The 14436-nt window shown below is 54.2% G+C and carries 11 protein-coding genes and 1 pseudogene; 5 read left to right on the top strand and 7 right to left on the bottom strand.

Annotated features, from left to right (window positions below; all coding sequences use genetic code 11):
- The first annotated feature begins 247 nt into the window (after window positions 1-247).
- Together KKH3_RS20430 and KKH3_RS20425 are read left to right on the top strand one after the other, a co-directional pair.
- Window positions 248-499: a type II toxin-antitoxin system Phd/YefM family antitoxin gene (locus tag KKH3_RS20430; protein WP_039363926.1), complete on the top strand. Its 252-nt coding sequence runs from the start codon at window positions 248-250 to the stop codon at window positions 497-499.
- A complete protein-coding gene (locus KKH3_RS20425; RefSeq protein WP_039363923.1) occupies window positions 496-783 on the top strand; it encodes a type II toxin-antitoxin system RelE family toxin in 288 nt (95 codons plus the stop codon). The genes KKH3_RS20430 and KKH3_RS20425 overlap by 4 nt, the downstream gene beginning before the upstream one ends.
- 93 nt (window positions 784-876) lie before the next feature.
- Here the strand turns inward: KKH3_RS20425 and gorA are convergent, their stop codons facing one another.
- Window positions 877-2229 (bottom strand): glutathione-disulfide reductase, encoded by a 1353-nt coding sequence (gene gorA, locus KKH3_RS20420; protein WP_039363920.1) that lies wholly within the window; start codon window positions 2227-2229, stop codon window positions 877-879.
- A 128-nt stretch (window positions 2230-2357) separates the two neighbouring features.
- The gene (locus KKH3_RS20415) at window positions 2358-3200 is read right to left on the bottom strand and encodes a 23S rRNA (adenine(2030)-N(6))-methyltransferase RlmJ (protein WP_039363917.1); all 843 of its coding nucleotides are present in this window, start codon (window positions 3198-3200) and stop codon (window positions 2358-2360) included.
- Window positions 3201-3418: 218 nt separating this feature from the next.
- Between KKH3_RS20415 and KKH3_RS20410 the strand changes: the two genes are divergently transcribed.
- Together KKH3_RS20410 and KKH3_RS20405 are read left to right on the top strand one after the other, a co-directional pair.
- Window positions 3419-4147 carry a DUF1266 domain-containing protein gene (locus KKH3_RS20410; RefSeq protein ID WP_039363913.1) on the top strand — a complete coding sequence of 243 codons (729 nt, stop codon included), beginning with the start codon at window positions 3419-3421 and terminating at the stop codon, window positions 4145-4147.
- Window positions 4147-6861, top strand: coding sequence for a J domain-containing protein (locus tag KKH3_RS20405; protein WP_039363912.1), 2715 nt, complete (start codon window positions 4147-4149; stop codon window positions 6859-6861). The genes KKH3_RS20410 and KKH3_RS20405 overlap by 1 nt, the downstream gene beginning before the upstream one ends.
- Window positions 6862-6901: 40 nt before the next feature.
- Here KKH3_RS20405 and KKH3_RS20400 read toward each other — a convergent pair.
- Window positions 6902-8588 (bottom strand): annotated as a pseudogene (locus tag KKH3_RS20400) (Hsp70 family protein).
- A 219-nt stretch (window positions 8589-8807) separates the two neighbouring features.
- On the opposite strand from KKH3_RS20400, the gene KKH3_RS20395 reads away from it, so the two are divergent.
- On the top strand, window positions 8808-9104 hold the full coding sequence (locus KKH3_RS20395; protein WP_039363909.1) for a DUF2623 domain-containing protein: 297 nt from the start codon (window positions 8808-8810) through the stop codon (window positions 9102-9104).
- Window positions 9105-9111: 7 nt separating this feature from the next.
- Here the strand turns inward: KKH3_RS20395 and KKH3_RS20390 are convergent, their stop codons facing one another.
- From KKH3_RS20390 to KKH3_RS20375, 4 genes are all read right to left on the bottom strand, one after another.
- Window positions 9112-9933, bottom strand: a complete 822-nt coding sequence (locus tag KKH3_RS20390; RefSeq protein ID WP_039363906.1) for a TonB family protein — start codon at window positions 9931-9933, stop codon at window positions 9112-9114.
- 203 nt (window positions 9934-10136) lie between these two features.
- Window positions 10137-11126, bottom strand: a complete 990-nt coding sequence (locus tag KKH3_RS20385; RefSeq protein ID WP_039363903.1) for a FecR domain-containing protein — start codon at window positions 11124-11126, stop codon at window positions 10137-10139.
- Window positions 11123-11635 (bottom strand): sigma-70 family RNA polymerase sigma factor, encoded by a 513-nt coding sequence (locus KKH3_RS20380; protein ID WP_039363900.1) that lies wholly within the window; start codon window positions 11633-11635, stop codon window positions 11123-11125. Before KKH3_RS20380 ends, KKH3_RS20385 begins: the two co-directional genes overlap by 4 nt.
- A gap of 179 nt (window positions 11636-11814) precedes the next feature.
- Complete coding sequence (locus KKH3_RS20375) at window positions 11815-14364, bottom strand: TonB-dependent receptor (protein ID WP_039363896.1); 2550 nt, start codon at window positions 14362-14364, stop codon at window positions 11815-11817.
- Window positions 14365-14436: the final 72 nt, after the last annotated feature.

The raw sequence follows: 14436 nt of genomic DNA, 5'->3' as shown, positions 1-14436 counted from the left end.
AAGCCGTATGTTTTGTAAGGAAAATCAGTTCACGGGATAAACCCTATTCACCGCAACTTACCATAAACAAAACACTAACGATAATCATTATCACCATTCAGATAAATGTCGTGATAAAAGCGGCATTTTCTTCATCTCGCAGGCCAGAGGCCGTTCTGAGCGGGCATAAAAAATCATCAAAAGACTTGTTAACAGGTCTTCAGCTGCTTATTTTAAAGACCTATTAACCGGTCATTAGAGGTCTGTCATGCCGAATATTATATTGAGTGATACCAGTGCCAGCATCAGTGAACTGAAAAAGAACCCGATGGCGACGGTCAATGCTGGCGATGGCCTGCCTGTGGCTATCTTGAACCGCAACCAGCCTGCGTTCTATTGCATTCCTGCGGATCTCTACGAAAAAATGCTGGATGCGCTGGACGATCAGGAATTGGTTAAGCTGATCGACGAACGTAAAAACCAGCCGCTGGTTGACGTGGATTTGGATCGTTTCCTATGAGTTATCGCGTCAAATTCAGGGAAGATGCGCTAAAAGAATGGCTCAAGCTCGATAAAACCATTCAGCAGCAATTCGCCAAAAAACTAAAAAAATGCTGCGAAAATCCCCATATTCCTTCGGCAAAGTTACGGGGGATGAAGGATTGCTACAAAATCACGCTCCGGGCGTCAGGCTTTCGTTTGGTTTACGAAATCATTGACGACATATTGGTTATCGCCGTGGTGGCGGTAGGCAAACGTGAGCGCAGTGGCGTTTATCATCTGGCAAGTGAGCGGATGAGATAGCCACATTAGGCTGAGCATAAAAAATGCTGGCCAAATAGTTCACTATTCAACCAGCACATTTCGTTTTCCAGAAAAGCTGTAGACCCGCCTTCTTTATCGCATCGTCACAAACTCTTCCGACGCAGTTGGGTGGATGGCGACGGTGTTGTCGAAGTCTTTCTTGGTTGCGCCCATTTTGACGGCAACCGCGAAGCCTTGCAGCATTTCATCCATACCAAAACCAATGCCGTGGATGCCGACGATTTTTTCTTCTTTACCCACACAAACCAGCTTCATACGGCACGGCTGGCGGTGCTGCGTGACGGCGGTGTACATCGCGGTGAAGGCAGATTTATACACTTTCACCTGATCGTCACCGTACTGTTCACGCGCCTGCGGCTCGGTCAGCCCGACCGTACCAATCGGCGGGTGGCTGAAGACGACGGTCGGGATGTTGCTGTAATCCAGATGCTCGTCCGGTTTGTTGTTAAACAGACGTTCGGACAAACGGCGTCCCGCCGCAACGGCAACTGGTGTTAGCTCGACGGCACCAGTGTTATCGCCTACAGCGTAAATGCCAGAAACATTGGTGTTCTGGAATTTATCGACATTGATGTAGCCTTTGTCGTTCAACGCCACACCCGTAACGCTCAGGTTCAGGTTATCCGTCGCAGGTTCACGACCAATTGCCCAAATCAGGCAGTCGACGGTTTGTGACTGACCGTTTTCCAGCTCCAGCGTCAGGCTACCATCGGCATTCTTCACAATCGCTTTCGGGATCGATTCGGTATGCAGCGTCGGCCCTTCAGTGTTCATGACTTCTACCAACGTATCGACAATCAGCGGATCAAAACTGCGCAGCGGCGCGTGTTTGCGTACAAACAGGTGAGTTTCAGAACCCAGCCCGTTCAGTACCCCTGCAATCTCTACCGCGATATAGCCAGCACCGACAATCGCGGTGCGCTTCGGCAGCGCATCCAGCTCAAAGAAGCCGTCAGAATCAATACCGTATTCCGCACCGGGAATGTCAGGGTGAACCGGGCGGCCGCCCGTCGCAATCAGGATATGGTCAGCCGTAATTTTCTCACCATTCACTTCCACCGTGTGCGCATCGACAAAGCGGGCAAAACCGTGGATGACATCGACCTTGTTCTTACCCAGCACGTTATCGTACGACTGGTGGATGCGATCGATGTAGGCGCTACGGTTCTTCACCAGCGTGCCCCAGTTAAACTGGTTCACCGTGGTATCAAATCCGTAATCCGGCCCGTACTGATGGATCGCTTCGGCAATCTGCGCCGCATGCCACATCACTTTCTTCGGCACACAGCCGACGTTGACGCAGGTGCCGCCCAGATATTTTGCTTCGATCAACGCACATTTTTGTCCATACATCGCCGCGCGGTTGATAGACGCAATACCGCCGCTGCCGCCGCCAATAGCAAGATAGTCATAGTGTTTGGTCATCAGTGTATCCATGCTTAAGTGAATAAAATTTGCCTAGAGTGTAACGCCAGAGCCCTACGCCGAATAAAGGTTATGCCTATGGTTGCGATAGGGAAAACCGACCGCATTGCTCACCGCAACCGCGCGCATTACTCCGGTACGATTTGCTCCACCAGCGTATGACCAGTGCCTTCCGGTACCAGCACGCTATGCAGCCACGGCAGCACGCTCTTCATCTGCGCAGCCAGCTTCCACGGCGGGTTAATCACAATCATGCCAGACGCCGTCATGCCATAACGATCGCTGTCCGGCCGCACCGCCAGCTCAATTTGCAGAATGTTGCGAATGCCCGTGGCTTCCAGCTCTTTCAGCATGCGTTTGATGTGCTGACGCAGCACCACCGGATACCACAGCGCAAATACGCCAGTGCCAAAGCGTTTATGTCCTTCCTGAATGCCTTTCACCACCGCCTGATAGTCTGTTTTCAGCTCATACGGCGGGTCGATCAGCATGAAACCGCGACGGGAAAGCGGCGGAAGCTGTGACTTCAACTGCTGATAGCCATCGTCACGCAGCACTTTGGTACGCGAGTCTTTCTGGAATTCATTACGCAGCAGCGGGAAATCGCTAGGGTGCAGTTCGGTCAGATGGAGCTTGTCCTGCTCACGCAGCAGCTGGCGCGCAATCAGCGGAGAACCTGGGTAATAGCGCAGCTGGCCGTTGTGGTTATAGGTGCGTACGGCCTGCATGTAAGGTTCGAGTTCAGCCGGAATATCGTCACGCTGCCAGATTTTCGCAATACCATCCAGATATTCGCCTGTACGCTCGGCATGTTCGCCGCTGAGCTGATAGCGGCCAGCACCCGCATGGGTATCCAGATACAGGAAAGGTTTTTCTTTCTCTTTCAGGGCAGTGATGATCAGGCTCTGAACGGTGTGTTTCAGCACGTCGGCGTGATTGCCGGCATGGAAACTGTGGCGGTAACTTAGCATGCTTGCTTTCCGGTGAAGTTTTCATAAATAACGTCGATTAGCTGACAGTATAACCGTCTGCGGCGGAAAATATCCCACCAAACGCTTCCCCCTGCGAACCGCCCCGCAAACCAGCCATTTTTATCGTCTTAAATCAGTAAATTGTGAAAGATGGCCGTTTTTCATTCGATTGAAAGCTACCGATATTCAGGCACATAAAGTACGATCGCACGCTAACCATGATGGAATTGGACGTTATTCTGATGGAACCTGAATATCAGCGCTGGCTGATGGCGCTTTCCGCCCCGATGGTCGCACTCAACATCAAGTACGGTGCCCGCTTCTGCGAGCCGACCTTCTATGAGCCCGGTGAACCCGTCAGTCTGAGCAACAGTTGGGGCATCACCTCCCGCGAAGGCCTGATCGCAATGATTAACGATATGACAGACGGCGGCCACGCCGAGCGTCTGGCGTATGACTATCACCTTTGGCACCACCTGACAGCATCCGAATGGCAGCAACATTGTGCCAATCAATCGGAAGAAGCACAGAATAAGCTCGCACTGGTAGCCGAAACGGCAGCATTATGCGGTGAAGGCGGGATCCGCGCCTGGGATTTGGGGCGCATGAGTTTCCTGAGTCGCATCGGGTTACTCAACGGCTGGATTAGCGAAAAAGAGAACCTGTGGATTCACACCCGGCTGGCTGACAGGGCGCGTTACTATTACCGCAGTTGGGAAAATTATTACGCCGCATTCCTGATCGGCCGCACCTACTGGCTCGGCTCGGATGAGGAAGATCCAGAATGCCAGCGCTACATTTTCAGCAACTGTAGCCAGATTCCTGACTACATTGACCAGATCGGCACGCTCTATACCCACCCAGACTGCCCGATTCATGACCTCGACTGGGATGTTGATCCGATAGAAATGGATAAGCCCGAGTCCTTACCAGAAGCGGAAATATAATGGACACACAATGCTGGCAGCGACTAGGCATTGAGCCGACTCAGGATCTGGATGTTATCCGTCAGGCTTATCGTCAGAAAGTACCGCAGTTTCATCCGGAAACCGACCCCGAGGGCTTTAAACAGCTGCGTGAAGCGTACGATACCGCCTGCAAGCTGGCGAAAAATCCCGTACCGTCGGGTGATGAAGAACAGACCGCGACAGAATCACACGACGCCTCATCGGCAACCGAGAATGCCGATCCCCAGGCAGACGAGCTGGTAGCCGCGTTTGAGCGGCTGCTAAGCAACCCAGCCGAACGCTTCGTTCCGCTGTGCTGGGAACGCTACATTCAGCTGCTGAATCAGCAGGCTTTCGAGGTGATCGATCGCATTCGCTGGCCGCTGCTTCAGCGACTAATGCGCGAGTCTTGTCTCTCAACCCACTGTGTACAAACGCTGGCCGAGCGGCTGCGTTGGCAGCAGCGGCAGGGAGAGTTATCTGGCGATGGCGTCGACCCTATCCGCCACTTCCTCGACTCGCTCGGCTATGAAGATCTGTTCGATTTTTCCCTGCTATCGCACCTGAACCTGCCCGCACAGTTGGAAACTATCTTCTATTTCCAGCAAGCAAATGAGATGTTCTGGAATCGCCCGGCGTTTATGCTCGGCACATTACTACGCACCCCGACCGCGATTTATTGGCCCGATAGCCCCGCGCTGATGCAAAAGCTCGCACGCTGGCACAGCCACGCCGGTGTGCCCAACGCCACCCTGCGCGATTACTGTCTGCAACAGTTGGATGCGGCTCCGAACGACGCGGAATGGTTCGAACTCAGCGCCAGCCTCTGTTCGCTTACCGGAGAGAGTGAGCAGGCCTTTACGCTGTGGTTGACGCTTTATCAGCAAACCCACCATGCACAGGCGGAACAGTGGCTGATCGACTGGTGTAAGCAACATCAGCCGGATGCGCTTCCCCTGCTGATTCAGTCCTTCAACACCACGCCAGCGCCGGACCTGACGGGACTCACACTGGACGATCCGCGCCAGCGTTTCTTCATTTCTCAGCACAACACCCAAATGCTGATACGCTGGGGAGAAGCGCTGAAACTGCCGCTGTCGCCCATGCCGAAAAGCTACGCCCTCTGGAAGCTGGGAAAACAGGATCGTCAGAGCATCTATCAGCATCTGCTGCAACACAGCGGGGACGCGATTCAGGATCGCCTGTATTGGCACGCCAGTATGTTAACCGTGGGTAATGAGCGTCTGTTGCAGGACATTCTGGCACAACCGTTGCCCGACGAGCCGCTGTATGCGCTGATCTTACAGGGATTACAGTTTCAGGCGACACAGCGTTTAGCCTGGCTGGACACGGCTGGTGCGATTCATGCTTTCACGGAATGGCTATATTCGCCGTCAGAAGACGCCCTGCCCAGCGCATTCACTAACCAGAAATCGTTCGCCTGGCTACAGGCGCAAACCTGGCTGCGACAATGGCGTCCGCTGTCGCTGAATCAGTTGAACAAGCTGTACAGCAGTGGCATACATACGGAGGAAATCGACCCGATCAACGATTGTCTGGTCGAGCTGTCCGCACGCTACCAGTGCGATGCGTCTCTGGTGCCGCAAGGGGGCGATAAACCGCACGATCTCAGTGCCAAAGAGGAACTGAGACAAGCGATGCTGATCGCATTAATGATGACCGATCCAGCATCTTGTCTGGGTTTACCGCGTCAGTCGGTGCTGCCCGAACTGGCGTTAACCCACCCAGCACATTCACTCTCTCGGCTCTTTCGCAAGGCAGAGTGCCGTGATGGCGATACGATTACGCCGTTGAAAAAACAGCTCGATCTCACCGACCCGCTGCACTATCACTGCTGGATGAATTTCCCTGTTTCTATCGAGGAATATCTCAGCAGCGGGGAAACTTACAGCGAGTTCGCCGCCAGCCATTTTTATCTTAACGATGAACACTGGCAGACGGCACTGGCGGAATCGCCCATCATCTACCAGATCTTTTTCCACGCGTTTTATGCCCTCGTGGGCGAAGAAGAGCAGGCCGGGAAACACCTTGAACAGTTGGCCGCGATTCCCGTGGAACTGGAGCAGGAAGAGGCGATCCGCACGGCCTTGATCGAAGGTTCCGATCAACTGGAAAAACAGCTAAAGCAGCTCTCCGATGACAAGCGGGTCACCCTCATCGGCAAGCTGATTCAGAGCTGTGCACAGAATGACACCTTCCTGTTCGATAACAGCGATCAGAGTTTCTTAGCCGAGCATGTGTCCTATCCACACGAAGATGCCATGCTGAGAGTCGTGGCAAAGGTATTGCTACAATGTGCCGATCGGCGTGAACGTCAGTTCAAAGCGCCACAGGCTAAAAAAAGCTACTGGTGGCAGTTCTGGCGCACGAAGGCGCGCATTGGCCGCGTCGGTTTCCTGATGCAAGGCGGAGTAGGAAGCTATTTTCTCTATCGCGCGAGTGACTGGATAGGCTCGCCACCGGCGTATATTGAAGGGCTGTTACTGGTGCTCATGGTGCTCAATCTGCTGATCGCCGCACGTCGACGCTATAACGATATCGGCTCCAGTACGCCGTGGGCGATGAGTGTCTTCAGCATCCTGATACCGATATTTCTGCTGCTTCCTCTGTTAGCCCCAAGCCTTAACCGCTGGAATCAATTCGGGCCACCGCCGGCCAGTAAGAAAGCCAGCGCCGCAACCCCGTCAACGTGACGAGAATGAGTCGGGCGGCACGGTACGTGCCGCCCAAGCCTCAATAAATCTGATCCAGATATTGCTCAATACGCTGCCGCGTTTCGTCAATGGCGGGGGCATATTGCTCTTCCAGTACCTGCTCAAAGTCACGCAGCCAGAAGCCAATCCGTTCCCTCTCTTCCAAACGCGTTTGCGCCCAGGCTTTTTCCAGCCTAGCCAGCAGGGTACGGTTCAGCAGATTGTCTCTGGGATGAATCTTCAAAGATTGCAGTTTCTGGCGGCTTTTCTGTTGTTGCTCGGTACTTAGCCCCGTAGGACTGCGATCGATCACCTTCGTGAAGTTATCACCGCTGTCCGGCAAGTTAACGTCAACTTCCAGTAACCCATTGATGTCATAACTAAAACGTACTTCAATGGATTGCTTATACGATTTCGCCTTTATCCGCATGGTGAATTCATCAATAAACACGTTGTTATTGACGTAAGGGCTTTCCCCTTGATAGATCGCGATACAGATGTTGTCCTGTCCGGGTGAACCTGTAGAAAATGTCTCAACCCGTGAGGTCGGCACCACCGTATTGCGCTCCAGTATCGGGGAAAATAAGCCGTCTTGCTTATCGCTGCTGGTCTTAATCCCAAGAGTATACGGACACACATCTGTCAGAATCACTTCTTCGATATCCTGATCGCGTAGTCGACAGGCAGCCTGTACCGCAGCGCCCTTGGCGACAACGGTATCTGCATCCAGATGCTGGTAAGGTAATTTGCCAAACAGCCTGACCACCAGCTTCTGGATAATCGACATCTTCGATGCCCGCCGACCAGCACCACATGGTCTAGCTGCTCGGGCTTCAGGCGCGCATCATGCAGCGCCTGTTCTATCGGTGCACGAATGCGGTTCATGAGCGGTAGCCAGGCCGCTTCAATCTCGTCGCTATCCAGCACGATGCGCCACGCTTCATCGCGCCAGTGCCACTCCAGCTCATTCGATTGAGAAGGAAAGCCGGGCTGACATTTCAGCCTCTCAGTCTGGCTGTAAAGGCGTGCCAGATCCGTCGCTGGAATCTCCGACGCCTCAAGCTTCCAGGTTTTCAGACAGGTATTGACCATCGCCTGCGTGAAATCTTCTCCCCCAGATAGTTATCGCCCGCCGAGCTGTGTACTTCGATCAGCGGAAACGCGTATTCCAACACGCTAACGTCGAAGGTGCCGCCGCCTAAGTCGAAGACCAGCGTGCGCCCGAGCTCCTGCGTGTGTAAGCCGTAAGCCATAGAAGCGGCAGTGGGTTCATTGATTAAGCGAACCGCATTCAATTCCGCCAGCTCCGCCGCAAAACGCGTCTGCTTACGCTGTTCATCACTGAAATAAGCGGGCACTGAGATCACCACATCCTTGATGGGGTGCCCAAGGTAACTTTCCGCATCGGCTTTGAGCGATTTCAACACCATGGCTGACAGCTCAGCGGGAGAGAACGTTTTATCCCCAAGCCGGAAGGTTTTCTTGCTTCCCATGTAGCGTTTAAACAGCGATGCCGACACCTGCGGGTGCGTCGTTAAACGGGAAATCGCGGGTTTACCGACCAAAATACTGCCGTCTTCATCAAGACTGACAGCCGAAGGAGTGAAGTTCTCATTCAGCGCATTCGGTATCAAGCGCGCCTCGCCATTCTGCCAGACGCTAATCAGGCTGTTCGTCGTGCCCAGATCGATACCAATCGCCAAAGAAACGTCTTGCGGGTGCGTCATGCTGTTATTCCTTATTAACCATTCCGTACACTAGCGATTCCCAGAGTGCTCATCAGTCGCAGCTCAATAGCCCGTTCGGCGAGCAGGCTAATAGTATATACATCTTGCTCAGGAAAAGACCGCGCACGACGGATTCAGGAATATTTTTCAACAGATCTGGTGAGTGATAAATAAGCGTTATATTATTTACCATATAACGATCATTTGCGGAGCATTATCATGGGAAACCATTTTGAGCGGGGCGTCCTCGCGGGGTTAAGATCGGCCAACCCAAAATCCACCAACGACATTAACCCGTACTGCTACGACTATCGGCGCGGCTATATCTGTGGCTATGCTCACAATCTGGCGGAAACCAAAGGTGACCGCCAGCAGGCAGCCTTCGAGGCAGGGTTATTATCACGCCGCTACGGGCTGGAGCGGGAGAGAGTCGCCGAGTTCTTTACTGAACAAGGCAACCCTTACGCGATTCGGTTTTTTTATGCAGGCTATGATGCGCACACGCCGCGCGAATAGAAACCCGCTAGCGGCGCACTTCTCGTAAATCGAAGCTAATGGGGATGGTGATGCTGAGTTGCGCATTATCCCCAATCACCTCTGCGGGTGGAGCCGGAAGTGGCTGAGCACGCTGCGGCAAAGCGACAGACTCCTTATCCAGCGGCACCACGCCGCTGCTGCTGGCTAACGAGACAGCCAGCACATTCCCTGACCGATCCAACGTCACGCGAATTTGGGTGACGCCCTGTAATCGCTGCCGCACCGCCTGCGCCGGATAACGTTTATAGCGGCTCAGGTGTGCCAGCAACTGGCTGCTCCAGTCCGCAACCCCTTTGCGCATCTGCGCGGCATCGCTGTTATACGGCGCAGCGACTTGCTGGCTGCTGCCCGGCAGCGGTGCGCTGGTGACGGGGGCGGGCGGTTTTTCCGACGGTGCAACTTGTTCCTGTGGCGTCGTCTCCTGCACTGGCTTTTCCATTTTTTTCTGCACTTTTTTCTGCGGCTGTGGCTTTTCCTTTTGCGCCGTGGCAATCACTGGCTTTGGTGCAGGCGCGAGCAACGGCACCTCCGGCGTCATTTTTTCCGGTTGAGCCGCCGATTCTTGCGGTGTGGACAGCGTCTGCTGTGGGCCAACAGGTGCATCCTGAGGGCTGGACGTCGATTGCACGCTATCCGCTACCATTAACATCATGGCGGGCGGCGGCGCTTCAATGGAGGAATCAAGCGCATGGTAGCTAATCCAGACAATCAGCCCTGCGTGTAGCGCCACTGCTAACAGCCAGCCGCTCCCCCAACGAACCGTCGTTGCAGGCTGAGCCGTATTGTATTTCAGCGTCTGTGCAGCCATTAGCCTACAGCCCCTTGCCGTGGAGACAGAGGCTGCACTCTCAATGAATGGGTTTCCGAGGAGATCATCATGCGTTCTTCATCACATCGTTAGGTATAAAACAATCAACCGAGATAATGATAGGTCGTTCAGCGATGAGGATCGGGCAGAAAAAAAGTGAAAACAGCATAAACAGTAATGTTATTCCATTTTGACAGGATATTTTATCGCGCAGCGATCTGAACCCAGTAGCGAGAGAAATAACGCACCTGTACAGGAAGCGCCTCCGCCAGCGCCGCTAAAATATTATCGGTATCCGATAACGGAAATACGCCGGAAAACCGTAGGTTCTCCACCTGTGGCTGGCAACGAATGACACCGCTGCGGTAGCGGCTCAGTTCATCAACAAAGTCCACCAGACGCTGATTATCCGCCAGCAGTTGTCCTTTCACCCAGGCAGGCTCAGCCTTCGCTGTCTCTATCTGGCCGCAGCCCTGCGTAGTGAACGTCGCAGTTTGTCCGCTTTTCACCACCTGTACATCCTGACCGTTCTGCTGCGGATGAAGCCTTACCGCACCATCATATACTGCGACCTGTGTGTGATCATCCTGCGCTCGCAGGCTGAAACGCGTCCCCAGCGCCTGCACTGTTCCCTGTGCCGTCGTCACAATAAAAGGACGCGGATACAACGCGGTCTTCTCCGCCTGACCGGTTTCGATCATAACTTCACCACGAATCAACGCGATCTGGCGCAGATCGTCACCGTAGGCCACATTCAGCGCCGTCTGCGTATTTAGCAGCAGCGTCGTGCCATCATCCAATACCGCATGGCGCTGTTCGCCCACCTGCGTCTGGTAATCCGCCGTCAACGACTGCCAGAGATCAGTGCGCGATCCAGCCACGCCAGCGCCTCCGGTCAGACAAAGCGCCGCCAACGCTTTAAGTACGCTGCGGCGCTGCATACCATTAAGCGTCGACAGGCTCTGGTGTGCCGCTCGCGCGTTAAGCTGACCCAGATTGGCACATACGGATTCGATATGCAGCCACGCCTGTTCGTTATCCGGCGAGGCTTCCCGCCAACGCTGCCACTCGCGACGATCCTGTTCCGTGACGCTGTCGGACATCAGTTGCGTCAGCCACGCCACGGCTTCACGCGCGCTGTCTGGCTGAATCGGCTGACCTTGTCTGTCACGATAAAAAGTGCGATCGTTCATAGCGGCAGCGCAAAGAAACACTGGAGATTGGCGCGTTGCAGATACTGTTTCACTGAACTGCTGGAAACCCGCAAGCGTTCGGCAATATCGCTGTAGCGCATACCGTGGAGGTGCGCTAGCAGAAACGCTTCTCTGACTGGTGCTGGCAGGCCATCCAATGCAGCATCAAGCTGTTCAAGAATTTCGAGGGTAAGCAGACGCGTTTCCGGGGATGGCATACAGGCATCCGGCTGCGTGCTCAGCACGTCCAGATAGGCATCTTCAATCTTTTTACGACGATAATGATTGGCGACCAAACGGCGTGCCACGGTAGCCAAAAACGGGCGCGGCTGGCGAATCGTGAGCAGTTCCGGGTTCATCAGCACGCTAAGGAACGTGTCCTGTGCCAGGTCTTCCGCATGTTGGGCGCAGTCCAGTTTATGGCGCAGCCAGGTACACAACCAGCGGTGGTGATCGAAATAGAGCTGCTGGGCAAAGTCATTAACGCTGGCCGTCGCTTTCCTCACCATCGAACTTTACCCCAGAGCACTATTTAAACATAAGAATGATAATCGTTCTTATTTATGTTTTTTCCCTCTGACTGTCAAGTTCCGAAACGAAAATTATTCAAATTTGCTGAATCTGCATTACGCCCCTGCAACATCCCTTTTTTTACGGGGCGGACATGATATCCGCCCCGAGCGGGCGATTAGAAACGCTGTAACACGCTGATTTTCACGTTACGTCCCACGCCGGACACCGATTCGCCCAGATACGGGTAGTAATCGGTATTCAGCAGGTTATCGACCGTCACACGCGCCTCAAATCCTTTTATTGTCTGCGGCTGCCAACTGGCGAACAAACCATGCAGCACGTATCCCTTACTCTTCGGCAACGACCAAATATCAGCCTGTGGATCGCCATCGGCAGGTGAACGATCCTGTTTACGCACAAAGTCCCCCGTCCAGCCTACGGCCATATCCAGACTCGGAATTTTGGTGCCCAGCGTGGCGTGTGCTGTGGTAGGCGGAATTTCAGCAATCCAGGTTTTATTGCCCCACGGGTTACGTGGTGACGCATCGCGCTCGCCGCGAATCGAGGAGAAAGACAGGCTGCCAAACAGCCAGCGGCTGTCGTAGAAGGATTCAATCTCAACCCCTTCAATGGTATAGCCCGGCAGATTACGGTAGTTAGAGAGCGGTTGCCCGCATGATGATGACGTGCCACTCTGCGTCTGCGCTTCACACAGGATACCGCGACGGTAGAAAATTTCGTTTTTACCGCGGTTACGGAACAGCGTGGTACGAATTTGCAGGCTGTCTTCTTCCAGCATCAGGTTATTGAAGTCCAGAATCGCGCCCAGACGAAATGCTTTAATGCTTTCCACTTCCAGATTACGGCTGGTTCCCGGCACGCTGGATGCCGCAGATTGCACTTCATACTGCTCATCAACGACAGGTGCGCGCCAGGTTCGGCTGGCATCGGCAAACAGAGACAGATTATCCGTCGCTTTCCACAATGCACCAATGCGCGGTGACCAGCCGGTATAGGTCACGCTGCTGTAGTCATGTCCAGCGGCCGGAATGCTGCTGTTATAACGTGGCGCAGCATTGGGTTTCCCCGTATTCGTCACATGGTCATAGCGCACGCCCGGCGTGATGGTCACGCTGCCCAGCGTCACAGCGTCCTGCACATACAAACTACGCGTTTCCTGCTCACCAGCCGGCATGTAGTAAGGCTGGAAATAGCCGTAGTTATACTCGGCGTTATTCTTACCAGATGGATAGTAGATCAGCGTGTCGCGCTTATGCTGGTGCCAACGCATCCCGACCAGCAGCTTATGGTCGAGCGGGCCGGTGGTGAACTGGCTTTCGTTACTGACCTCCGCGAGCTGATCTTTATAGCTTACCCAGCTTTCATTCCCCAACGTGCCCAGATAGCTACCTTGAGAAGCCGAATCAGGGCGTCTGTCGTGCTGTTCGGTTCTCGATGTCGCAAATGACGCGGTCAGATTCAGCCACGGCTTATCCTCAGGCGCAATATTCCATTTCAGCGAGTAGTTTTTATCGACCTGATCGCGGTAAACCAGCTTACGCCGCCAGGCTTCTTCCCAACCGTAGCGATCAATCTCCGACTGCGTCGGTGTCGCCATATCATCACGCTTCGCAGCAAATGGCTGCCAGCCGTCAGATTCGGAGCGCATCGCGGAGAACGTCAGCGTCTGCGCATCCGTCAGGTAGATGTTGGTCTTCAGCAGGTAAGACGCCATATCGCTGGTGGAGTAGACAAAGCGCGAGCCATCGGGACGTTTAATGTTGTCGCCATCGCGCTTGCTCATATAGAGCAGGCCGTCTGCCATCCCGTCTTCCGTGCGGCCATACAGCGCGCCGCTGTAGATATTTTGCCGATCGTTGGTGTGATAGCTGTATTTGACCATCCCACCGAAATTTTCGCCCGGCAGCAGCAGATCGCTGGCGTCTTTGGTATCAACGTGAATGGTGCCGCCGAAGCCGCCGTTACCGCTGCGAATATCATGCGGGCCTTTATCGACATCGATCCGCTTAATCAGCTCTGGCTCAATAAACACCGAGCCTTGGCGGTATTTCTCAAAGCCTTTTGGCGCACCGTCCAGCACGACTTTGACGTCTTCCATATCCCCCATGCCCCAGATATTCAGGCTCTGCCCACCCGGTCGGGGGGAGCCCGCCATCGACACGCCGGGAAGCTTATCGAGCAGGCTGGCAATATTATCAGCCTGCACGCGGTCAACATCAGCCTGACGCAGCACAGAACGCCCAGCGGCAGCACTGTCCGATGTGCCACCAACCACCGAAAGCGTCGGGATCATCAGGCTGCCGTCGCTTCCCTCAGCGGCAAGTGCCGACTCCAGCCGATAACCCGTGGCCGTCGGAACCGCACTCAATCCTGTTCCCGCCAGTGCAACTGCAAAGGCCTCCTGAACGCGGTAGGTTCCCTGCACGCTCCCGCTGGTTTTATTCTGTGTTTGATCGGGAGAAAACGTGAGAATGACATTGGCGCGGCTGGCGATGGCCTGCAACGTGGTGCCTAACGACCCAGCCGGAATAGAAAACGTTATTGTTGGTGCCGTAGTCGCAGCGGCTGTTTCCGCCGCCAACGCCGAGCTGGCTACTCCAGCACTCAATATCAACATGCCAGACAGTGCCAGATGCACTGCCCGCGCCACCGTTAAGGCGGGTTTCTGCCCGGTGCACCCGCCATTATGATTGTTTATCGCCATTGTCATTCCCCTGAAATATTGAAAAAAAAGACACATCAGGTAGGTCACGTGAAAAACAAAATCGGGCAGAAA

It is taken from the genome of Pectobacterium actinidiae (assembly GCF_000803315.1).
Lineage (GTDB): Bacteria > Pseudomonadota > Gammaproteobacteria > Enterobacterales > Enterobacteriaceae > Pectobacterium > Pectobacterium actinidiae.
The sequence above is the reverse complement of the archived record's forward strand: the minus strand, read 5'-3'. Positions and strand labels throughout refer to the sequence as shown.

Excerpts from the sequence above, each read along its gene's own strand:
- KKH3_RS20430 (WP_039363926.1), top strand. The coding sequence starts at position 248 with ATGCCGAATATTATATTGAGTGATACCAGTGCCAGCATCAGTGAACTG.
- KKH3_RS20425 (WP_039363923.1), top strand. The coding sequence starts at position 496 with ATGAGTTATCGCGTCAAATTCAGGGAAGATGCGCTAAAAGAATGGCTC.
- gorA (WP_039363920.1), bottom strand. The coding sequence starts at position 2,229 with ATGACCAAACACTATGACTATCTTGCTATTGGCGGCGGCAGCGGCGGT.
- KKH3_RS20415 (WP_039363917.1), bottom strand. The coding sequence starts at position 3,200 with ATGCTAAGTTACCGCCACAGTTTCCATGCCGGCAATCACGCCGACGTG.
- KKH3_RS20410 (WP_039363913.1), top strand. The coding sequence starts at position 3,419 with ATGATGGAATTGGACGTTATTCTGATGGAACCTGAATATCAGCGCTGG.
- KKH3_RS20405 (WP_039363912.1), top strand. The coding sequence starts at position 4,147 with ATGGACACACAATGCTGGCAGCGACTAGGCATTGAGCCGACTCAGGAT.
- KKH3_RS20395 (WP_039363909.1), top strand. The coding sequence starts at position 8,808 with ATGGGAAACCATTTTGAGCGGGGCGTCCTCGCGGGGTTAAGATCGGCC.
- KKH3_RS20390 (WP_039363906.1), bottom strand. The coding sequence starts at position 9,933 with ATGGCTGCACAGACGCTGAAATACAATACGGCTCAGCCTGCAACGACG.
- KKH3_RS20385 (WP_039363903.1), bottom strand. The coding sequence starts at position 11,126 with ATGAACGATCGCACTTTTTATCGTGACAGACAAGGTCAGCCGATTCAG.
- KKH3_RS20380 (WP_039363900.1), bottom strand. The coding sequence starts at position 11,635 with ATGGTGAGGAAAGCGACGGCCAGCGTTAATGACTTTGCCCAGCAGCTC.
- KKH3_RS20375 (WP_039363896.1), bottom strand. The coding sequence starts at position 14,364 with ATGGCGATAAACAATCATAATGGCGGGTGCACCGGGCAGAAACCCGCC.